Here is a 24,059-nt window from a genome sequence, read left to right on the forward strand (position 1 = left end):
GCTCGTCCCGAACCTCCCGGGTCTCCTCCGTCTCGCGGGGCTCCTCGCTCTGGCGGGGCTCCTCGCTCTCGTCGGCCCTGCGCTTCCCCGCGACCGCCTCGCGTCGTCCCTGTTCCGCGTCCTCGTCGGCCTCGCGTCGTCCCTGTTCCGCGTCCTCGTCGGCCTCGCGTCGTCCCTGTTCCGCGTCCTCGTCGGCCTCGCGCCGTGCCTCGGTCTCCCGCCGGAGGCGCTCCTGCTCCTGCCGGCGCTCGGCGGCGACGACGGTCGAGTAACCCTCGCGCTCGTCGTGGTCGAGCCTGACGCGGCGACCGTTCTCCGGGCCGAACTCGGACACCGTCTCGTGGCCGTTCCGGACGTCCACGAGACCGACCCGCAGATCCAGTGCGGAGGCCGTGAGCACCGCGAAGGCGTCCCGTACGGAGAGCGGGTCGCTCACCGCGTCCCAGCCCTGTTCCCGCCAGGTGGCGATCTCCCGGTGCATGTCCTCCACGAAGACCGGCCAGTCCGCCACGTCGTTCCCCATGCGGCCGGCCCAGGCGGAGTAGAGCTCGTACGCCTCCCGCGCCAGCTCGGGGTTCTCCCGGAACCGCTCCTCGACCAGCCCGCGCAGCGCCCGCTCCGCGGCGGCCGGGTCGGCGGCCAACCGCCCGCCCTCGTCCTCTCCGAACAGCTGCCTCAGCAACTGCGGGTCGTCCTCGACGAGCGCGCGCAGCATCGGCGCGCCGGCCGGCTCGTCCTCCGGCCGTACGGCGTTCCGCGAGACGGGCGCGCCGTTGTCGGCCGGGGTGGAGTGCTGCCGGGAGCTCTCCTGGCCCGGCTCGCCCCGGACCTCGGCGATCAGGCCGCCCTCACGCCGGACGTGCACGGTGACGCCGCCCGCCGTGCCGTGCACGACGCCGTCGGCCGGCAGCGGCTGCCCGGCCCGCTGGGCGCGGTCGAGCACGACACCGGCCGCGTAGCGGATGTCGTCGGTCTGCCACTCGCGCGGCAGACCGGGACCGCGCGGTTCCCTCCAGGCGTCCTCGGTGAAGCTCGGCCGGAGCGTGCGGACGTCGAACTGCGGGACGGTGGGCGGGAGCTGCTCGCCCGGCCGGAGCGGGCCGGGCTCGCGCAGCGCGTGGGGACCGCCGGTGGGCAGTACCCGGTCGGAGTAGGTGGTCACCGGCCCCGCCATGTCGAACAGCTGCCGCAGCGGGCTGCCGGGCTGGTTCCAGCCGAATCCGGGCAGCAGTTGGCCCACCAGCGTCGAGACGTTGGTCCCGGCGGCCTCGCGCGCCGTGAGGCTCCGGAAGGCGCCGGCGGGCTCGCCCACCGGCACGACGGTGACGTTGACCAGCAGCGGCTGCCGACCGCGGTTGCCCTGGGCCCAGACCTGCTGGACCTCCCGGTTCACCTGGTCGGTGAAGGCACGGATCTGCTGTTCCGTCACTCCGTCCTGCCGGCTCACGTGGAGCGGGACGACGACGTCGATGCCGTGCTGTCCCGAGTTGAAGAGCACCCGCTGGACCTGGAGCTGGCCGGTACCGACGGCGATCCGCCGGCCGGCACCGGTGGCGATCACCTGCTGCTGGTCCCAGCCCTCCGTGGCGGTGCCGGGCTGCAGGTCGGCGGGCCGGTAGGCGAGGTGCCGGCCGTCGCGGGTGAGGCCCTCGATGCGGACGCCGTTCGCCTCGCCGATCCAGCGGTAGGTCCGCTCGTCGATCCGGACGCGGTGGGACGCCGTGCCGTGCGCGGACTCGACGGCCTGGAGGACGCCCATGCGGCCCCACTCGCGCGGGAACATCGTCCGGACGGAGTTGTCCCGCGGCTCGAACCAGTGGTTGCGGAACTCCGAGAGCGGCGCGTCGGGGGCGACGGTCGCGTCGAGGAAGCGCACCCGGGCACGGTACGTGCCGTTGACGTGGGCGGCGCCGCGCTCGATCACCTCGACGCCGCGCAGGCGGTGCCAGGTCGCGGTGTCCACGTTCGAGCCCGGGGTGAACTCCTGGTGCAGTCCGGTGAAGAACTGCCGGTCGCCGTAGCGGGACACGTCCTGGGCCCGCTGCCCGTAGCGCAGGAGGCTCGCGGGCCGCGAGGGCGCGTAGTCGAGGTCCGGGTCGCGGGGCGGCAGCGGGCCCGGGTCGGACAGGCCGTTCCAGGGCGTGGCCGTCCGCCGGGGGCGGGTCGGCGGGGTCGGCGGGGCCGGTGACTCGTGCGGCTCCGGCTGGGTGTCGGCCGGCCTGAAGGACGAGAACCGGTCGCCGTGGATCTCGCCCTCGATCCGCACCCCGGCGTACTCGCCGGTCCAGCGGTAGCGGCTGCCGCCCGCCGGGACCACCGTGCCGTGGCGCAGCGCGTCGAGGTAGGACTGCTCGGCGGCGTAGACCGCCTCGTCCTCGGTCCAGTTCCGGGGGAACAGCCGCCGCCGTTCGGCGGTGTCGGTGGTGAGCAGGTCGCCGGCGGCGCTGTCGGTGCGGACGCCGACGGCGCGGCGCGAGCCGGCCGGTGCGGCCTCGTACTCGACGTGCAGCACGCCGTTCGCGTGCTGTTCGACGATCGCCGAGGGGCGTCGGCGGTCGGAGCCGGGCGTCGGCAGCAGGTGGCCGCCCTCGGTGCGGCGGTCGCCGTACAGCGAGGACTGCCGGGCGTCCAGGCCGAAGGAGGCGCGGGGCGGGAGCGGGTGGCCGTCGGGGGCGCGGTGGGTGGAGGTGAGCCGGGACGGCTGGGTGCCGAACGCCTCGTCGACGGCGGCGCCCAGCTCGCGCAGGTTGCGCGCGGCCAGGGTCACCGTGCCGTCGACCCGGCGCGGGCCGATGCCGGCGGGCTGGTCGGCGGAGATCCGGCCGTGCTCGACGTGGTCGGAGCCCATCATGCCGGCGTCAGTGTAGATGGTGTGCCGGTTCTGGGGGCGGCGGTACTCGTCGTCGAGGCCGAGCAGGTGGCCGATCTCGTGGGCCAGCGTGTCCGGGGTCGATTCGAGGGACCAGGTCTCGTTGTTCTCGTGGAGCTTCCGGGTGAACAGGTCGACGATGTGGATGTGGTGGTTGACGTCGGCCGAGTGGTCGACGAACTCGGGCCGGACCCGCAGCACGTCGCCGTTGGGCAGCCGGTGGCCGGTGTTGTACGCGTCGTTGACGCCGTCCCACACCCGGTCGATCACCTGTCCGATCTGGTCGTCGGTGAACTGCTCGACGGGGGCGTCGTAGCCGTAGCCCTCCTCGATGCCCGCCTCGGCCGGCTCGCGGCGGATGTGGATGCGCACCACGATCTCGGTGGCGGGGTCGCCGTTCTCCAGGAAGCCGCGCCGCACCTCGTAGCCGCGGAGGTAGGAGGCCGAGACGGACCGCCCGAAGGCGTCTAGGGGCGCCCGGACCTCGCGCGCCGCGAGGACCTGGGCCAGCGCGGTCTCGGCGGGGTCCACCAGCATGGTGAGGTCGTCGCCGTGGTCGGTCTGGGCCGGGGAGGACTCCCGCTCGGACTCAAGCTCGGACTCAGGCTCGGACTCCCGCTCGGACAGCATCTCGGTGTCGTGGTCCTGCGGGGCGTCCTCGCCGATCCTGACCACCGTCTCGCTGTCCTCCGGGCCGTACCGGGTGACGTTCCCGTGCCCGTCGGTCACCTCCAGCCGGACGTGCAGGGTGTGGGCGAGCAGCGGCGCGAGCGCGCCGCCGAGCCCGGCGTCGTGGGTGCCGTCCGAGGCCGCCAGGGCGTGCCGCAGGCCGTGGAGTTCCCGGGCGGTCTCCATGCTCGGGGGAAGGATGGGGCGGAAGGCGGTCAGCGCCTCGACCGGGAGGTTCTCGGGCCGGGTCCGCTGGAGGTACTCGGCCACCTCGGTGGTCATCAGCCGGAGCACGTCCGGCCGTTCGGTGGTCGGCGGGAGGCCGTGGTGCCCCAGCAGGGCCTCGGTGAGCTCGGGCGACGCGTCCGCGACGGCGTCCAGCAGGGGGTGGCCGGCCGGCGGCGCGAGGTGCGGTACGGGGGCGGGGCCGGAGGTGTGGGACGGTCCGGAGTCCGCCGTGCGCGGCGGGACGTGCAGTTGCGGGAGGTCCCGCTGGTCGCCGATGCCCCGGTAGCGGTTGATCTGGCCGTCGACGACCTCGACCTCCAGGAGGACGCCGTGGAACTCGTCGTAGACGACGCCGGTCTCGGTCCGGCCGACCTGGTGCCGGTCGACGAGCTGGGTCACGGCCCAGCGCGCGTCGGAGGCGGTCCACTCGCGGGGCAGGCTCTGGTTCTCGGGCAGGCCGTGCGGGTCCAGCTCGATCCCCGTCCGGGTGAACCGGAAGTCCACGGCTCCCACGGCCCGCCGGCTCTGCCGGTCCGTGCCGGCGGTCACCGCGGGCCGGTGCTCGCCCGGCCGCAGCGGGCCGGGTTCGCGCAGGTCGGTGGGGACGTGCGGGGCGCCCTCCGCGGTGTGCAGGTCCGCCAGCACGTCCACGCGGGTGGGGGCGAGCTCCTCCAGACGGGAGACCGTCTCGTGGAACACGTCCCCGTGGTCCTGGTGGACCAGCGGGCCCAGGAGGAGCCGGAGGCTCTCCGCGGTGTCGACCACCGACAGGTCTGCGGGGTCCGGCAGGGAGTCGTGGTCGATGATCACCCGGGCGTAGGGGTCCTGGTGGTCGTCCCCGAAGTCGAGGCGGACGCTGACCAGCGTCTCCGGCGTGCCGTCCGCGTCCGCGGTCGCCCGCACCTGTTCCCGGACGTAGGCGTCCACCCTGCGCTGGAGTTCGCCCCTGGCGGCCTCCTGCTGCGGGCGCGTCAGACCGCCCTCGACGGACACGTCGACGGGGAGGGTGATCTCCACGCCCAGCTGCCCGGAGTCGAACAGGACACGGGAGACGGTCAGGGTGCGGCCGTCCAGGTCGACCTCGGTTCCCCGGAGGGTGTGCCGCGCACGGAGGTCGTCCCAGGCCCGCAGGGGGCTGGTGGGCTGGTCCTCGGTCGGGCGGTGGACCAGGTGGGCCCCGTCGCGCGAGAGTCCCTCGGTGCGGACCCCGTCGGCCTCCCCCACCCAGTAGTACGTCCGGCCGTCCTCCAGGTACACCCGGCGCTCGGCCGGGACGCCGTCGTGCGCGTCGTCGACGTGGTTCAGCAGGTCCGCGGACGACCAGGTCCGCGGGTACATGGTCCGCAGGCCGTCATCGTCGTCCCGGACCCGCCAGCGGGTCGGGAAGTCGGCGAGCGGGGAGTTCGGCGCGACGGTCGGGTCGAGGAAGGCCACCCGGGCCCGGTAGGTGCCGTTGTGGACCGGGGGCCGGGTCTCGACGACCTGGGCGCCGTGCGCCCGGAGCGCGTTCTCCCGACCGGGCAGCTGAAGGTCCAGTTCGTGGTGCAGGCCGGTGAGGTTCTGCCGGTCGCCGTAGCGGACGACGTCCTCGGCGCGCTGGCCGAACGCCCCGAAGGCCCGGGCCGGGTCGTCGGGAGCGGGACGGTGCGGGGCGTTCAGTGGCGGATCCACGTCCGGCTGCACGTCCGCCGGACGGAACGACAGGAACTGCTCGCCCCGGACCTCGCCCTCGATCCGCACCCCGGCGTACTCACCGGTCCAGCGGTGCCGGCTCCCGCCGAGCGGGACGACGGCGTTGGTCCCCAGCGCGTGCAGGTACGCCTGCTCGGCCGCGTACACCGCGTCCTCGCTCGTCCAGTTGCGCGGGAACATCCGCCGGTGGGCGGGCCCGGTGGTCAGCAGGTCACCGGCCGCGGGCAGCGAGTCCACCCGGCGGGCACGGGACGGACCGGCCGGGGGCTCCGCCGAGAAGTCGGCGACCACGACCCCGTTGCGCTCCACCCGGACCACCCGCTCGGGCGCCGTCCGGTCCGAGCCGACCGGCGGCAACAGGTGGCCGCCCGGACTGCGGGTGTCGCCGAACAGCGACGACTGCCGGGCGTCCAGGCCGAAGGCCGCCCGGCGCGGGAGCCCGTGGGCGGTCGGCCCGGCCGGCGCGGCGCCGAGCGCCTGCTCGATCACGGCGCCCAGCTCGCGCAGGTTCCGCGGGGCGAGCGCGAACCGGATGTCGGTGTCGTCCGTGATGATCCCGGCGTCCTGGTCGAAGCGGACCCGGTCGTTGCCCGCGTGGGTGCCGCCCATCAGCCCGGCGTCGGGGTACGAGGGCCGGGGGCGGATCTCGTGCTCGACGACCGTGCGGTCGCCGTTCCCGTCGACGGTCTCCTCGTGGAGGCGTCGCTCCCGGTACTCGTCGGGCAGGCCGAGCAGGTGGCCGATCTCGTGGGCCAGGACGGTCCGGGTCGTGCCCAGGCCCCATGCCTCCTGGGTCTCACGGACCTCTCCCTCGAAGACCTCGACCCGGTGGTGCGCCCGGTCGGGGTCCGTGACGAACTCGGTCCGCACCACCAGGACGTCGCCGTCCGGCAGCCGGTGCCCGGTGTTGTAGTACTCGTCCACGCTCTGCCGGGCGCGGTTCCGCAGGTTCCGCAGGGCCGTGGTGTGGTCCTGACCGGCCGGCAGCCCCGAGGTGTCGAGGTGGATCCGCACCACGACCTCGACCGCCGGGGTGCCGTCCACGAGGACGGCACGGCCGGCCTGGAACCGCCGGTGACCGGTGGCGTCGCTGCTGTGCCGCGCCGGGTCGGCGGGCGCCTCGACCTCGACCGTCCTGAGGACCCGGGCGATCGTCAGGTCCGTCGCGGGTGCCTCGTACGCCGGGCGCACCGGGTGCGCCGCCCCGTCCCCGTCCGTGTCCGTGTCCGTGTCCGAGTCCATGTCCACGGAGCGGACGTCGGAGTCGGAGTCGGAGCCGTGGACCGACTCCATGTCGTCGTCGGAGGACAGGAAGTCGAGCGTGGAGTCGGTGGCGTAGTCCATCTCCTCGTCGGAGTCCCGGTACAGGTCCATGGCCTCGTCCTCGTCCCCGTCGGAGAGGAGACGGCCGTCCTGCGGACCGGGCCCGTGGTCGGAGCCCTCGTCCGAACGCGGGGGGTCCGGCGCGAACAGCTGCTCGACCGCGCCCGGGGCGGCCCGCCGGCCGGTGCCGCGCTCGGGCACCGGGATGGTGAGCTGGGGCGGCGGGGTGTGGCCGTCCGCGACCGCGAAGTCGACGATCCGGTACTCCGCGTCCCGCAGCACCGTGATCTCGACCTCGGCGAACCGCACCCGGACCTGGAACCCGTCCTCGACCAGCGTCTCCTCCTCGATCCGCCGGCCGTTGGCGGCCGCGAAGAGCCGCTCCTCCGGCGTCCACTCCCGCGGCAGGCCGCGGCCCGCCGCGGCGCTGAGGTCCGGGCTGACGTGGCCGGCGGGCACCGGGTTCAGGGACATCGCGACGACGGTGTCCGGGCGCCTGCCGGTACCGGAGGACCCCGGCTCGGCGAGCGGGGCGGAACGGGGCGCGTCCGCCGGCAGGCGCACACCGGGCTGCTCGTCCGCCGGACGGTGGATCAGGTGCCGACCGTCCCGGGTGATGCCCTCGATCCGGACACCGTCGTCGGTGACGCCGGTCCAGTGGACGGCGCCGTTCACGACGCGGTCGTCGGCCCGGTCCCGGCCGTGGTGGGCCTCCTCGACGGCGTCCAGGACGTGGTCGGCGTGCCAGTCCCGCGGGTAGAACATGTGGGACTGGTTGTCCGCGCGGGTGTGCCAGCGGGAGGGGAAGGCCTCCATCGGCGCCCTCGGGGCGACGACCGGGTCGAGGAACCAGACCTGGGCGCGGTAGGTCCCGTTGGGGTGGGCGGCGAAGGCCGTCCCGATCCGCACGCCCTTCCGCTGGCCGGCCTGGTCGACCCGGGGGCGGTCGCCGTCCCCGTACCCGATCCGCTCCGGCGGCTGGTGGTGGACGCCGGCGAGCGTCTGCCGGTCGCCGTAGCGCACGAGGTCCCCGACCCGCTGGTCGAAACCGGCCGGGAACGGGCGCCACGGCAGGTGCGAAGCCGCGCCCAGCCCGCTCTGGTCGTCGGACGGACGGAAGGAGACGATCTCCGGTACCTCGAACGGGCCGCCCGTCCGGCGCTCGATCCGGAGGACGACCCGGCCCTCGATCCGCACCCCGCCGTACTCACCGGTCCACGCCCAGGAGACCGGGCTGAGCTCGGTGAACGCCTCGTCGCCCCGGCGGAGCGCGTGCTGGTACGCCTGCTCCGCCGCGTAGACCGCGTCGTCGGACGTCCAGTGCTCCGGGAACATGGTGCGGCCGCGGTCCTGGACGGCCGGACCGGCCGCGAGGTCGCCGGCCAGCCGGTGGTGGCCGGTCGCCGCGCCGTCGGCCGGGCCGCCGAAGACCCGGAAGGTGCCGTTGCGGTTCTCCGAGCCCGGGATCCGGGTCGGCTCCGGCCGGTCGGAGCCGGGCTGCGGGAACAGGTGGCCGCCGCCGTCGCGCCCGCCGCTCGACACCCGCCGGCCGGTCCCGTTCAGGTCGCCGTACAGCGCGGTGCGCCGGGCGTCCTCGTTCACCCGGGGACGCGGCGGGTGGGTGCCGTCCGGCCCGGGCCCGCGGTCGGCGCCGAAGGCGAGGTCGATCACGGCGCCCAGCTGCCGCAGGTTGCGCGCGCGCAGCACGGGCCGCGCGTCGGGGACGCCCGGGGCGGCGGGCCGGTTGTTGGTGTCGGCCATGGGCCGGCCGAAGCGGTCACGGGTGTAGGAGCCCATCAGACCGCCGTCGAGGTGGACCGGCCGGCGGCGGTCCACGCGGGAGTGGCCCTCGCGGTACTCGTCCGGCAGCCCGAGCAGGTGGCCGACCTCGTGGACGAGGGTCGAGGCCGGGGTCTGGAGGTCCCAGTTCTCGTGGCTCGCCCGGATCGGGCCCGGGTGGACGGCCACGGTGCGGTGCGCGAGGGCGGGATCCTGGACGAACTCGACCCGCACCCGCAGCCGGTCGCCGCTGGGCAGCCGCTGGTCGCCGTTGTAGGTCTCCGCCAGCCCGGCGCGGGCCCGGCCGGCCAGGTCGTTGAGCAGGCGCACGGCGTGCGGGTCCGCCAGGTTCAGCCGGCTGACGTCCAGGTGCAGCCTGACGCTCACCAGCGACTCGGTGTCACCGTCGGCGAGCCTGATCCGGCTCACCGAGAACGCCTGGAGCTCGCGGGCCTCCAGGCTGCGGTCGAAGGGGTCCGTCGGTGGACGGACCTCGTGGGTGCCGAGCACCTGGTGCTGCTCGGGCCCGGGCCGGGTCAGCTGGTGCGGCACGCGCTGGTCCGGCTGGCCCCAGAAGTCGGTGATGCGGTCGTTCTCGATCCGCACCGTCAGCCGCACCCCGGCGAAGGTGCCGTGGACCTGCTCGGGCGCGGTCGTGCCCCCGCGCGGCACGGGGCCGGCCGGGACGCGGTGCGTCGAGCCCGCGACCACGCTCGCGGCGTACCGGGCCTCGTCGGCCGTCCACTCGCGCGGCAGGTTGCGGCCCTCGGTCGGGCGGTCCCACGCGGACGCCGCGAAGTACCGTCGCCGGCCGTCGAGCATCGACTCGCCGGACACGCTGCGCGGTGCCGGCGGCGCCTGCGGCTGGTCCTCCGAGGCCAGGACCTCGGCCAGCCGGTTCGCGCCCGCCGCCTCGTGCAGCCGCGGCAGGGCCTGCTCGATGGTGGGGTCCTGCCCGGGTTCGAGCCGGACCTCGGTGGCGTCGGCGTCCCCGGTGAACTCCAGCCGGAGGTCCATCGGGGTGTCGCTGCCGTCCCGGTGCCCGTCGACGTACGTCTCGGCGGCCTGCAGCAACGTCCCCTCGGCCTGCCGGAGGTCGGCCCCGGTGGTGTGCTCGCCGCCCACCAGCCTGACCCGGGCGGTGATCCGGACGACCTCCGAGCCGTCGAACATGAGGTCGCGGCGGACCCGGACCGGTCCGAGGCCGGTCAGCTGCACCTCGGTGCCCTGGCGGGCCGTCGTCGAGGCGGGGCCGCGGTAGTCGGGGTTGTCGAGCGTCTGGTGCGGGGACGGACGGTGGAAGTAGAGGGTGCCGTCCGGACCGAACCGGCCCTCGATCCACACGCCGTCCGCCCGGCCGACCACGAGACGGGAGCCGTCGTCCTCCTGGCGGGTGAGGAGCGGGTGGTCGAGCGCGGCGGTGACGTGCGCGGTGAGCTGGGGCCCGCTCCAGTGCTCCGGGTAGTACACCGTCCCGGGATCGAGCGCCGACCGGTGCCAGCGCGAGGGGAACTGCGTGGCCGGGGCGCCCTGGCCGACCGCCGGGTCCAGGTGCACCGCGACGACCCGGGTCGTGCCGTTGGGCAGGGTCACCCTCGTCTGGTCGCCCACCAGGGCGGGCGCGCGGCGCGGGGTCCCCGTCACTGTGCCGTCCAGGTCGACGGGCTGCCAGGCGGAGGCCGCGGACCGCTGCGTCGCGGAGACGAGGGTGGGAGCGGGCTGCGCCTCGGCGTCCGGCGGAATCGGCGAGCCGTGCAGTTGCGGAAGGTCCCGCTGGTCACCGACGCCGTTGACGCCGACGATCTGCCCGTCCTCCACGTGGACCTGGATCCGGACGTCGCCGATCCGGCCCTCGACGACCTCGGTCACGGTCGAGCCGTGCACGCTCTCCTGCTGGTTGAGGAGCTGGACCGCCGCCCAGCGCGTGTCGCGGGCGGTCCACTCGCGGGGCAGGCTCCGGTCGACGGGAAGGTCGCGCGGGTCGGCGACCGCGGCCGCGTGGCTGAACCGCGCGTCCAGGTCACGCAGCTGCCGCACGGTCTGCTGGTCCCACCCGGCCAGCACGGCGGGCGCGTGCTCGCCCGGCCGCAGCGGGCCGGGTTCGCGCAGGTCGGCGGGGACGCGGGGGGCGCCCTGCTGGGCGACCAGGTCCGCGAACGGGGTCGTGAAGTCGCTCAGTGCGGCGGTGATCCCGTTGAACACGTGGTCCTGGCCCTGGACGGCCAGCGGGCCGAGGACGCTCGACACGCCCGACATCCCGTCGGGGCGCACGACCATCTCGGAGAAGACGTCCGGACGTCCGGGGGCGAAGTCGAGGACGACGGCGACCAGCCTCGGCGGCACCCCGTTCGTGCCCGCGGTCTCCAGCGCCCGCTCCTGGACGTAGTCGTTCACCCTGCGCTGGATCTCGTTCTCGGCGAACGCGCGCAGCTCCGGCGTCACGGGGCCCTCGACGACCGTGCGCACGGGGACGGTGATCCGCAGGCCCTCCTGCCCGGAGTCGAACAGGACCCGGGCCGTGGAGAACGGTCGGTCGCCCATCCAGGTCCCGGTGGCGGGCGAGGTGCGGAGCACCCGCCGCTGGTCCCACGCCGTCATGGGCTGCGTGTCGGTCGGACGGTGGGCCAGGTGGGCCCCGTCGCGCGAGAGTCCCTCGATGCGGACCCCGTCGGCCTCCCCCACCCAGTAGTACGTCCGGCCGTCCTCCAGGTACACCCGCTGATCGTCCGGGACGCCGTCGTGCGCGTCGTCGACGACGGCCAGCAGGTCCTCGGCCACCCAGTCCCGCGGGTACATGGTGCGCCCGCTCCCGCCGTCGGCGTTGCCGCGGAACCGCCAGCGGGTCGCGAAACGGGCGAGCGGGGAGGTCGGCGCGACGGTCGGGTCGAGGAAGGCCGCCCGGGTCCGGTACGTGCCGTTGTGGATCGGGGGGGTGGTCTCGACGATCCTGACGCCGTGCGCCCGGAGCGTGTTCGCCGGGTTCGCCACGTGCGCCGGGTTCAGCTCGTGGTGCAGGCCGGTGAGGTTCTGCCGGTCGCCGTAGCGGACGACGTCCTCGGCGCGCTGGCCGAACGCCCCGAAGGCCCGGGCCGGGTCGTCGGGAGTGGGACGGTGCGGGGCGTTCAGCGGCGGATCCACGTCCGGCTGCACGTCCGCCGGACGGAACGACAGGAACTGCTCCCCCCGGACCTCGCCCTCGATCCGCACCCCGGCGTACTCACCGGTCCAGCGGTGCCGGCTCCCGCCGAGCGGGACGACGGCGTTGGTCCCCAGCGCGTGCAGGTACGCCTGCTCGGCCGCGTACACCGCGTCCTCGCTCGTCCAGTTGCGCGGGAACATCCGCCGGTGGGCGGGCCCGGTGGTCAGCAGGTCACCGGCCGCGGACAGCGTGTCCACCCGGCGGGCACGGGACGGACCGGCCGGGGGCTCCGCCGAGAAGTCGGCGACCACGACCCCGTTGCGCTCCACCCGGACCACCCGCTCGGGCGCCGTCCGGTCCGAGCCGACCGGCGGCAACAGGTGGCCGCCCGGACTGCGGGTGTCGCCGAACAGCGACGACTGCCGGGCGTCCAGGCCGAAGGCCGCCCGGCGCGGGAGCCCGTGGCCGGTGGTGGGCAGGGTGTGCGTGGCGCCGAGGGCGTGCTCGATCGCCTGGCCCAGCTCGCGCAGGTTCCGCGGGGCGAGCGTGAACCGCATCGGGGTGTCGTCCGCGTTGACCGCGGCGTCCATGTCGACCCGGGGGCGGCCATGGCCGGCGAGGGTGCCGGCCATCAGGCCCGCGTCGGTGTGGACGGTCCGGGGGTGGACCTCCAGCGAGACGACCGCGGGGTTGCCGTTCTGGTCGGTCCCCTCCTCGTAGAGGCGCCGCTCCCGGTACTCGTCGGGCAGGCCGAACAGGTGGCCGATCTCGTGGCCCAGGATGGCCCGGCCCGTGTGCAGACCCCAGATGTCGGAGTGCTCGCGCACCTCCCCGTCCAGGACCCGCACCCGGTGGTGCGCCTGGCCCGCGTCCTCGACGAACTCGGTCCGCACCACCAGGACGTCGCCGTCCGGCAGCCGGTGCCCGGTGTTGTAGTACTCGTCGACGCTCTGCTGAGCGCGCTCCCGCAGGTTCCGCAGGGCCGTGGTGTGGTCCTGACCGGCCGGCAGCCCCGAAGTGTCGAGGTGGATCCGCACCACGGCCTCGACCGCCGGACTGCCGTCCAGCAGGAGGCCGCGGGCGGCCTGGAACCGCCGGAGACGGGTGGAGACGCTGCCGTGCAGCGCCGTGTTCGCGGGTGCGGTGACCTCGACCGGATCGAGGACCATGGCGAACCTCAGGTCCGGCGCGGGCGCCTCGTGCGCCGGCCGGACCCGGTTCGGCTGCTGCAGCGGTGCCTCGTCCAGGTCCATGTGCAGGTCCGAGTGCAGGTCCGACTCCGAGTCCCGGTCCTCGGAGCTGCGGTCGGAACCGGCGTCGGAACCGCCCTCCCACTCCATGCCCTCGTCGTCGGAGGACAGCATGAGGTCCAGCGAGTCCGCCTCGGACCTGTCGTCGACGTCCGAGTACTGGTCCATGGCCTCGTCCTGAGAGGAGTCCCAGGACGACTCGCTGCCCGCGTCCGAGTGGAGGTCGGTGTCCCCGTCCGCGTCCGGGCGCGGACTCGAAGAGGACGCCTCCGCCCTGCTGGTGGAATGCGGAAGGAGCGGCTCTGCTTCGGGGCCCGTCTGCCCGGGGTTCCGCTCGGGGACGATCTTGCGGCCCTGGGGGGCGAAAGCCTGGTCCGGGGAGCCGTAGATGTCGATGATGCGGTACGAGTCCCAGTCCCGGACGACCGTGATCCGGATCCCTTGGTGCTCGACCTCACCGGTCTCGGTCCGCAGGCCCGTGGCGGGGTCCACGCCCGTGCGGTCCGAGCCGATCCGCGAGCCCTGCACCGCCGCGTACCTGGCCTCCGCCAGGGTCCACTCGGGCGGCAGGTTCCGGCCCGGCCGGGGAGTGCCGGCGCCCCCGCCGGGAGGGTCGCCCGACCCGTCCCAGGCCGCGAGCCCGGCGGAGAAGGCGTCTCCGGAACCCATCCCCTCGTCCACCGCCCGGCTGACGGTCGCGGGACGCTCGCCGGTGCCCGGGGTCCCGGGCACGACCAGCGGCCCGTGCGGCGAGGCACCGGCCGGCGCGCCCGGCTGATCGGCCGTCGGTCGGTGGATCAGGTGCCGTCCGTCCCGGGTGACGCCCTCGATCCGGACGCCGTCCGCCTCCCCGGTCCAGTGGACGGTGCCGTCGTCGCGGGTGTCTCCTCCGGTTCGGTTCGTGTAGGCACGGTCCACCGCGGAGAGCACCTGCCCGGGCGTCCAGCCCGCCGGGTAGAAGGTCTGCGTCGGGCTGTCCTCGCGGCGGTGCCAGCGGGAGGGGAACTCCGACAGCGGCGTGCCCGGAGTGACACCGGGCTCCAGGAACCAGACGGCCGCGCGGTAGGTCCCGTTGGGGTTGGCCTCCGCCGCCGGTCCGACGGCGATCCCGCGCCGACGGCCGGCCTCCTCGGTCGGCCGGTGGTGCCCGCCCGACAGGGTGAGCCGGTCGCCGTAGCGGACGAGGTCCTCGACCCGGTGGTCGAGGGACCCGTCGGTACGGCGCCACGGCAGGTACGCCGGTGCGTCCAGGCCGCCCTGGTCGTCGGAGGGCCGGAAGTAGGTGATCTGCCCCGCCTCGGTCCGGCCCTCGACCCGGACGCCGCCGTACTCGCCGGTCCACCGGTACGAGGTCGGCCCGGTCTCCGTGGTCGCGCCGGTGCGCCGGGCGTGCTGGTACGCCTGCTCCGCGGCGTACACCGCGTCGTCCGCCGTCCAGTGCTCGGGGAACATCGTCCGGCTGCGCCTCGGCGCAGCCAGGTCGCCCGCCGGGGTGCCGGTCCGCGTCGCCGTCGCGTCGGCCGCTCCTTCGGACACCACCCTGAAGGTGCCGTTGCGGTTCTCGGAGCCGGCCGGCCTCGGCGGCCTCGGCCGCTCCGATCCCGCCGGCGGGTAGAGGTGGCCGCTCCCGTCCCGGCCGCCGTACAGCGCGATGCGGCGCGTGTCCTCCGTCACCAGGGGCCTCGCCGGGGCGCCGCCCGGCTCCGGGCCGCGGTCCCTGCCGAAGGCGATGTCGACCACCGCGCCCAGCTGGCGCAGGTTCCGCGTCGCGAGTGCCCGCGAGGGGTCGATGACGTTCGGCCCGATGGCCATGTGGTCCTGGTCCACCGGGTAGCGGCCGAAGCTGTCGACGTGGCGGCCGCCCATCAGGCCGCCGTCCACGTACACCGGCCGTGCGCCCCTGGACGCCTCCCGGTACTCGTCGGGCAGGCCCAGGAGGTGACCCACCTCGTGCGCGACCACCCCGCCGGTGGTGTCCAGACTCCACGTCCGGTGGTTCTCCCGGTCCGTCTCCGGGAGGACATTGACGGTGTGGTGGCTCTCCGCCTCGGTCTCGACGAACCGGAGCTCGACGCGCAGCCGGTCGCCGCTGGGCAGCCGCTGGCCGACGTCGTAGATCTCCCTGACACCCTCCCTGGCCGAGTCCCGCAGCGCGTCCAGTGCCCGGACGGTGGCGGGGTCGGCCAGGTCCAGCGTCGAGGTCTCCAGTCGCACCCGCACCGTCAGCACGGTCTCGGTGTCGCCGTCCGCCAGCCTGATGCGGGTGGCCTCGAAGCGCTGGACCACGCGGACGTCCAGGCTCCGGTCGAACGCGTTGCCCGGCGGGACGACCTCGTGGGTGCCGATCACCCGGTGCGGCTCGGGCTGCGGCGCGGTCAGCTGCGGGCCGAACCGCTGGTGCGGCTCGCCCCAGACGTCGGTGATGACCCCGTGCTCCACCCGCACGTTCACCCGCACACCGGCGAAGGTGCCCCGGTGGACCACCGGCGCGGGCGTGCCCGGGCCGGCGACGGCGGCCGGCCTGGTCCGCATGATCTCGCGCGCGGCGTACCTGGCCTCGTCCGCGGTCCACTCCCGGGGGAGGCCGCGACCCGGCCGGTCCCAGGCCTCGGCCGTGAAGTGCGGCCGGAGCCCGGTCGCCCAGTGGTGGCCGCCGTGCGCCTCCACCGGGTCCGGGATTCCGTCGAGGTGCCGCTCCAGGACGAACAGCAGGTCGTGCGCACCCGCCCCCTCGTACAGGCGGGGCAGGGCGGCCCGGAGGGTCGGCGCGTCGCCGAGACCGACCACGGTCGCCGGGACGTCCGGGTCGTCGGTGAACTCCAGCCGCAGGTCCAGCCGCCGCGAACCGTCCCGGTGACTCTCCAGGTACGGCTCGACCTGCGCCCGCAGGGCGTCCTGCGCGCGGTGCAGCTCGGTCTCACCGGCCAGGGCGCCCGGGGTCAGCCGGATCCTGGCGGTGACCTGGACGCCGGAGTCGGCGCCGTCCGCACCGTCGTCGTCGAAGCGCACCTTCCGGATCTCCACCGGCCCGAGGTCCGGGAGCGGGTGCGGCTCCCCGACAGCCGCCACCCCCGCCACGGGCCAGGGGTGGTCCCCGTGCTGGGGAGCCGGCTGCCAGTCGTACGGGCGGTGGAAGAGGAAGTCGCCGTTCGGACCGAACAGCCCGACGATCGAGACGCCGCCGGAGTCGCCGACGACCAGCGAGTGGCCGCCGTCCGCCGGGCCGCCGTACCAGGCGTTCGCCATCGCCTCCTGGACGTGGTGCGCGGTGACCGCCGCCGTCCAGCCCTCCGGGTAGTGCGCCTGCCCGGGCGCGCCCACCGGGCGCCTCCAGCGGGACGGGAACGCGGCGATCGGGGCGTCCGCGGCGATGCCGTCCGCGAGGTGCCAGGTGTCGTACGTCCGGACCACGCCGTTCGGCTCGGTCACCGGCTGCGGTCCGGACGCCGTCCGCTCCGCCCGCGGCGGGGGCGTGACCGCCCCGTCGGACGTGAACGTCTGCCAGCCGGGGTTCCGCAGGGCGGCCGGCAGCGCGTCCTGCGGGCCGACGGGCGCGGTCCCGGCAGGCGCGGTCTCGGGCGCGGTCTGCTGCCCCTCCGATCCCCCGGCCGGTGCGGGCCCGGATCCGGGCTCGTCGGAGGCCCGGACGGTGTGCGGTATCTCGCCGAGGGTGCGCTCCGGCCGGGAGAGCTGGGACGGGAAGGTCTGGCCCGGGGCCCCGAAGAAGTCGACGATCAGGTCGTTCTCGGTCCGGACCCTGATCCGGATCCCGCCGACCGTCACCTCGTCGGCCGGAGCCGCCGGGGCGGGCCGCTCGTCCATCGCCTTCTGCACGGCGTGCATGGCGTCCAGGCGGGTCCATGCGGACGGCAGGCCGACGTTGACGCCGTCCTTGACCCCCGGGGCGAACCTCGGCCAGCCGTTCGGCGTGTCCGCTCCCAGCTGGGGCAGGGTCGCCGGACGCTCGCCCGTTCCGGGCGTGCCGGGCGCACGCAGCGGCGGCACCTCGGGGCGCGGGTCGCCGTGGGGCGTCCAGTCCGAATCCCCGGCGTGCCAGCCGGCCAGGCCGAGGAGCTCGGAGAGCGGCATCCGGTCCGGGTCGGCGAGGTCCGGCAGGTAGGTGCGCAGGTCGAGGTCCCGGGTGCCGGCGTCTGCGGCGAGGGGGACGCTCAGCCCGTCCCTGGCCGCGACCTTCGTGAACTCGATCTCGAACCGGGCCGGCGGATCGCCCTCGCCCGAGTGCAGGCGGACGTACGCCTCCGCGGCGTTGCGCACCGCCATCTGGTGGCGCACGACCGTGATCTGCGGCGTCCCGGGCGGGAAGTCCAGGTGCACCTTGGCGGTGAGGAGCAGGCCGGTCTGGCCGGCGGCGAAGCGGACGTGCTGGACGACCGCCCGGCGGCTCCCGAAACTCATCGAACCGGGGGAGGACTTCGCGGTCACCTCCTTCCAGTCCCACCGGGTGATCGGCTGCTCGGCCGTCGGGCGGTGGACGAGGTGGAGCCCGTCCCGGGTGATCCCCTCGATCCGGACGCCGCGCGCCTCGCCCACCCAGTGCTCGTCACCGTCGCCCCGGGGCCGGGGGTCGCGCCGGGCCGCGTACGCCGCCTCCACGGCGGAGAGGACCTCGTGCGGCGTCCAGCCCTTGGGGTACATCGTGTGCGGCGCCTCGTCCGCGCTGCGGTGCCAGCGGGTGTCGAAGGTCGACAGCGGCGATCCGGGGGCGACCTTCGGGTCGAGGAACCACGCGGTCGCCCGATACGTGCCGTTCTCGTTCTCGCGCTGCGGAGGGCCGATCATGAGGCCCTTGGCCATGGCGGCCGCCACGGGCGGCGCGTGGTGCGCACCGGTGAGGGTCTGCCGGTCGCCGTAGCGGGCGTGGTCCTCCGCGCCCAGCGCGAAGGTGCGCTCCACCGGGCGCATCGGCTGGAAACTCGGGGGCGCCAGGGCGCCCTGGTCCTCGGACGGCCGGAAGGAGGTGAACTCCCCGCCCGTCACCCGGCCCTCGATCCGCACCCCGCCGTACTCGCCCACCCAGCGGTACGAGCCGGGCCCCTGCTCGGTGACCAGCCCGGTGCGACGGGCACTGTGGTAGGCCTGCTCGGCCGCGTACACGGCGTCGTCGGACGTCCAGTGCGCGGGGAACATGGTCCGCGTCCGACGGGGCGGCTCCTCGCCGTCCGGCTCCGGGCGGCGCGCGGGCACCGCGAGGTCGCCGGCCAGTCCGTGGCTGCGCACCCGCTCGGGGCCGGGATCGCGGTCGGCGACCTTGAACGTGCCGTTGCGGTGCTCCGAGTCCTGGATCCGTTCCGGCCGGGGGCGGTCGGAACCGGGCGCGGGGTACAGGTGTCCCCCGCTGCCGTCCGACGGGCCGTACAGGGCCGCACGGCGGACGTCCTCGCCGAAGGCCACCCTGGACGGCGGGCCGCCGCGGTCGGCCGGGCCGCCGGGGAGGTCGAACAGCGGGCCCACGACGGCACCGAGTTCCCGCAGGTAGCGGACCGGGAGCCCCGGGGCGGCCAGCTCGGCCGCGGCGGCCCCCCGGTGGTCCTGGTCCACGAGGGGCAGGCCGGACCGGTCCAGGTACGGGGTGCCCATGAGCGCGTTGTCCTGGTAGACGGGCCGCGGGCCGCCGGTCGCCTCGCGGTACTCGTCGGGGAGGCCGAGGGCGTGCCCGAGCTCGTGGGCGAGCACCCGCTCGGTGGTGCCGACGCTCCACTCCGTCAGGCTCTCCCGGGCGAGGACCGGGTGGACCGTGACGGTGTGGTGGGCGTCCTCCCGTCGGTCGGTGAACTCCACCTCGACCCGCAGCAGGTCCCCGCCGGGAAGCCGCTGCCCCCGGTTGAACTGCTCGTCGACACCGCGCCGGGCCCGGTCGCGCAGGCCGTCCAGCCGGGGGTCGTCCTGACCCGACGCGCCGAGCGGCGAGGTGTCGAGGTGCACCCGCAGCTTCAGCACCGTCTGGGTGTCGCCGTCGGCCAGCCGGATCCGGCCGGCCTCGAACGACTGCAGGGAGCGCTCCCCGACCCTCGCCAGGAACGCGTCGGAGGGCGGCCGAACCTCCGCCGTGGCGAGGACCTGGTGCGGCCGGTTCTCCCGGCCCGACGGCCGGAGCCCGTGGTCACCGGGGACGCCCTCGATACTGCTGATCAACCCGTCCGTGATCCGGACCGCGATGCCGGCGCCGGCGAACTTGCCCTTCAGGCGCACCGCCCCCTTCGGGGGGAGGCCGCCGTCCGTCCTCGCCTCCGCCTGCCTGCGGACCTGGTCGGCCGCGAACAGCACGTCGTCGGCGGTCCAGTGCGACGGCAACCCGCGGTGCGGCCGGGTCCAGGCCTCGTCGGTGAAGTGCCCGCGCAGCGATTCCCGTTCCTGCCCCATCCGGTCCACGGTCCGGGGCGGCTGCTCGTCGGGGCGGGGCGGACCGGGCTCGCGCAGGCTGCCGGGCACGGGCTTCGGCAGGCTCTCCGCGCGGACCGGGTCCAGCACGGAGGCCGGCGCGTGCCGCTCCAGCAGGCCGCGCAGGCCGTCCGGCCCCGCCGCGTCCAGCAGCGGGCCCAGGTGCCGCGCCAGGTCGTGGTCCGTGTCGTCGTCGATCCTCGCGCTGCTGAACGCGTCGTCCGGGTCGTCGGTGAACCGGAGCCGCAGGTCCAGGACCGTCCCGTCGCCGGCCTGCCGGGAGACGTACTGCTGGGCGAGGACCCGGAGGCGCTCGTGCGCGTAGTCCAGCTGCACGAACGACAGCGGCTCCGTCGGCTCCAGGTGGAGCCTGGCGGTGACCTGAAGGCCCTCCTGGCCGTTGTCGAACAGCACCCGCCGGACGGTGACCGGGCGGGTCCCGCCGTCCAGCGGGAGGGCGACCGGCTCGGAGCGCGTGGTGACGGCCGCGTCGTCCCAGCGGCGGTACCCGGTGTGCGGCTGAAGGTCGGCCGGCCGGTGGGTCAGGATCGCGCCGTCCCGGCTGAGCCCCTCGATCCGGACGCCGTGCGCCTCGCCGATCCAGTGCTCCGTCCCGTCCTCGCCCACCGGCGTGCTACGGCGGACCGGGCTGTCGTAAGCCGTCCGCGCCGCCCGGTCCGCCCGGTCGGGCGACCACTTCCTGGGGTAGAGCACCGTCTCCGGCGCGTCCGCCGACGTGCGCCAGCGGCTCGGCAGGGCCGCCTCCGAGGAGCCCGGCAGCAGGTTCGGGTCCAGGAACCAGACCTTCGCCCGGCTGGTGCCGTTCGGGTGGTCGGAGCCCTTGACCGGCACGACCTGGATGCCGGAGGCCCTCTGCTCGGCCGTACCGAGCCGGTGGTGGACCCCGGTCAGCGCCCGTCGGTCGCCGGGCGCCACGGGCTTGCCGAGCGCGGCCGCGTGGTCGGGCACGGGCCGGTTCGGGGCGTAGGGCGGCGGGTTCAGCCCGCTCTGGTCGTCGGAGGGGCGGAACGAGGTGATCGCGCCGCCGGTCGCGTCCCCCTCGATCCGCACGCCGGCGTACTCGCCCGTCCAGTGGACGGGGCCCGGGCCCCCGAGCCCGGCTGTCAGATACGCCTGCTCGGCCGCGTACACGGCCTCGTCCGCGTTCCAGTGCGGAGGGAAGAGGGTGCGGGCGGCGGTACCGCCGCCCGACGGCGGCACCATGCGCAGTGATCCGTTGGGGTTCTCCTGGTACTTCGCGCCCGGGTGGGCCCGGTCGAAGCCCGGCGTCAGCAGGTGGCCGTCGTCGCCGCCCGGCCGGCCGTACAACGCGGCGTCGCGGACCTGCGGTTCGACCCCGGGACGCGGCGCAAGGCCCGTGGCGGCCCGGCTCTCGGGCCGGTGCTCGCCGGGCTGCCCGTCCCGGTCGCGGTCCGGGGTGAACGCGCCCTCGACGGCGGTGCCCACGGCGCGCAGGCCGTCCGGGAGCGGCCCCCGCGCGGCCCGGTCCGTGCCGGTCCCCTGGTAGACCTCCCGGTTGCCGTCGCGCAGACCGAGCACCCGTCCGATGTCGTGGCTGACCACCTCCCGGCTGACCCGCGTCCCCCAGTTGCCCTCGTCCTGACGGACGGTGCCGTCGTGCAGCCGCACCGTGTGGTGGGCGGTGGCGGGGGAGTCGACGAACTCGACCCGCACCCGCAGCACGCTGCCGTCGGGCAGCCGGTGGCCGTTGTTGTAGGCGTCGGCGACGCCGTCCAGGGCGCGGCGCTGCAGGGCGGCGACCCGCTCCGTCGGCTGCCGCAGGCTCGTGCTGTCAAGGTGCAGCCGCAGGACGAGTTCGGTGGCCCGCTCCCCGGTGGGCAGCGTGCCGCGCCGGGCCTCGTAGGGCCGCAGCGGGGAAGCCGCCTCGGTGGTGGGCCGGGGGCCGGCGGGCGGGTTGACCTGCGTCGCGGCGTAGCCCGGCCGGAGGTCCGAGCCGGCGACGGGCGGCGGCACGGGCGCCGTCACCTGCTGACCGGAGTCGGTCACCGGCTCGGCCTGGGGCTGGGCCTGGGGCTGGGGCTCGGGCTGGGACTGGGTGTGGGTCTGGGTCTGGGTCTGGGCCGTCTGGGTCTGGGTCTGGGCCGTCTGGGTCTGGGCCGTCTGGTCCTGCTGGGCGGTGTGCTCCTGCGGGAGTGACGCGAGCGACGCGTTCCGCTCCTGCGGATTGGGCTGGACGGACGCCCCGTCGAGACCGACGGAGGAGGTCGACGAGGTGACGACGCGGTCCCCGGTGAGGCCGGCGGTCTGCTGCTCGACCGACGGCCCGCCCGGTGACAGGGACGGCCCCTGGTGCGCGGCGGCGGACGCCGTGGCCGGGGCGGACGTCTCGGCCGGGGCGGTCGCCGCGATCGGGGCGGACCTCTCGGGCGCGGTGGACGTCGTGGACGCGGCGGACGGGGCCGCCGTCTCGGACGTCGTGCGGACCGGCGCGGCCGGGGCGACCTCGCCGGCCCCCGGGTTCTGCGCCCCCGGCCCCTGGCTGACGGTCGGGCGGTTCGGGGACTGGCCCTGACCCGGGGTCTGGTTCGCGGCCTGGTTCGGAGTCTGGGTCTGGGTCTGGTTCTGCGAGGGGTTCGGGGACTGGTTCTGGCCCTGGGTCTGGGTCTGCCCCTGGGTCTGGGTCTGTCCCTGCGCCTGGCCCTGCTGCGGCCGGGCGGTCTCCCCGGTCCTCCCGGGCGCGTTCGGTGCGTCGCCCTGGTGCGACACGGTGGCGACCGGCGCGGGCGCCGGCATCCAGTCGTCGAAGACCTCCTCCAGCCGGGCGTGCCCGAACGCCTCCCGGAACAGTGCCGCGTACTCCTCCTGGGCGGACGTGTCGCTGTACGTGTCCTCGATCTGGCCCCGGCCGAAGGCCTCCCGGATCAGCGCCCGGTTGGCGTCGGCGTCGTTCCCGAAGACGTCCTCCAACTCGGCGTCGCCGTAGGCACGCCGGAAGGCCGAGGCGACGTCGCCGTCCGCCTCGCCGTGGGCGCCGCGCGAGAAGCCGAGCAGGTGCTCGCCCGCCCCTGACGACCCCTCTCCGCCCGAGCCGAGCTGCGGTCCGAGCCGGGGCACCAGGAGCGGGGCCGGGTTGCCGGAAAGGTTGCTCAGCACCGCCAGGATGGTCAGCGGGTGGTAGGGCGGGAAGTACTTGGACTGGCCTTCGCCGATCGCCTTGAACTGGGTGTCCTGCACCCAGGTCATGTACCGCTGCATCATCGGCGCCGCGGCGTGGTGCAGACCACGGGCCATCAGGCCCATCGCCATGCCCGAGCCGAAGGTGGCGAGCGTGGTGGTGAACTCGTGCTTGTCGGTGAAGAGCAGGTTGTAGAAGCCCTCGGTGAGGTTGCCCTGGACGCCCTCCTTGAGCTGCTCGCCGACCGCGTAGCCGAGGTGGAACATCCGGTTGCCCTGCGTCATGTGCTCGCCGACGTCCACCAGTCGGTCCGCGAGCGCGCCGACGCCACGTTCGGCGAGGTTGTGGCCGCTCTTCTCCATGACCTCGCGCAGGCCCGCGCTCAGCGCGGCGTGGTCGACGCCGTTCTTGCCCCAGCCCTTGACGAAGGTCTCGCCGAACTCCTTGCCCAGGTTCCGGGCGGCGGTCTCGCCGATCTTCTCCTTGAGGTGCTTCTCGAAGGACTGGGTCATCCGCTCGACGAACTTGTCGGCCGCGGCCTTGCCGAAGCCGTGGCGCAGGAGGTTGTCCGAGGACTCCAGCAGCGTGCCGAGGTCGCGGGCGAAGGCCCGGGACGCCGACTTCTCCAGCCAGCTGCCGGTGCCCTCGGCCGCCGCCTTCTTCGCCGTGACGCCGGCGAGGTTCTCCAGCGTGCCGGTCCCGCTCTTGGCCGCTCCCTTGAGGCCGGCCTTCAGCGCCTCGTTCAGCGCGGCCCGGTCGCCGTGGATCATGAAGTCGGACAGCTTGTCGGCCGCCACCCGGCCGCCGGTCTTGCCGAGCAGCCGGCCGAGCAGCTTGCCGAGGCCCATCCCGATCAGGTTGAGCGGACCGGAGATCACACCGCCGATGACGCCGAACAGGACGGCCTGCTTGAGGGCGTCCTTGTCGATCTCCTTGCGGTTCCCCTGGCCGATCTGGATGCCCTGGATGATCAGGTCCATGGTCAGGCCGCTCATGATCCCCGCGAAGGTGTGCAGCAGGATCGTCTTGAACAGGAACTTCATCAACGTCGTCAGCACCGCGCGGGTGAAGATCGTCTTCAGGGTGATCCCGGCGAGGCTGGCGCCGAAGGTGAACGGCGCCCAGAGGATGGCCAGCGCGATCTCCAGCAGCAGCTGGACGAGCTGGGCGATGGCCATCCACTTGGTGTACTCGGCGGCCGTGGCCACGTCGTCGGCGCACTTCGCGAGCGCCGTGGCGGTCTTGGTCGCCGTGGCGATGTAGTCCGACGCGCCCTTCTCGCCGATGAACTGGCTCATCTGCTCGGAGAACTCCCGGGCGGCCTGGCCCTCGAACTGCTGCCGCGCCTTGACCGCGACCTCGGCGATCAGCCGCCGCAGCTCCGGCAGGTCCCTCGCGAGCTTCTGGTAGGCGTCCCGGACCTCGCGCAGATCGCCTTCCCGGATCTCCGGCCAGGGCATGCCGGTGACCTTGGAGAAGAAGTCCGCCGTCGTCTTGTCGACGACGATCGACGAGTAGGGCACGTGGATCAGCCTGCCGTTTCCGGTCGTTCCA

General features: G+C 75.0%; 1 protein-coding gene. It reads right to left on the minus strand.

The features are described from left to right. A partial coding sequence (locus tag ACFWIC_RS18295) for an EndoU domain-containing protein (protein WP_380519395.1) occupies positions 1–24,028 on the minus strand: 24,028 nt, incomplete at its 3' end. Positions 24,029–24,059 lie beyond the last annotated feature (31 nt).

The sequence above is a fragment of the Kitasatospora sp. NPDC127035 genome (assembly GCF_042726075.1).
Lineage (GTDB): Bacteria > Actinomycetota > Actinomycetes > Streptomycetales > Streptomycetaceae > Kitasatospora.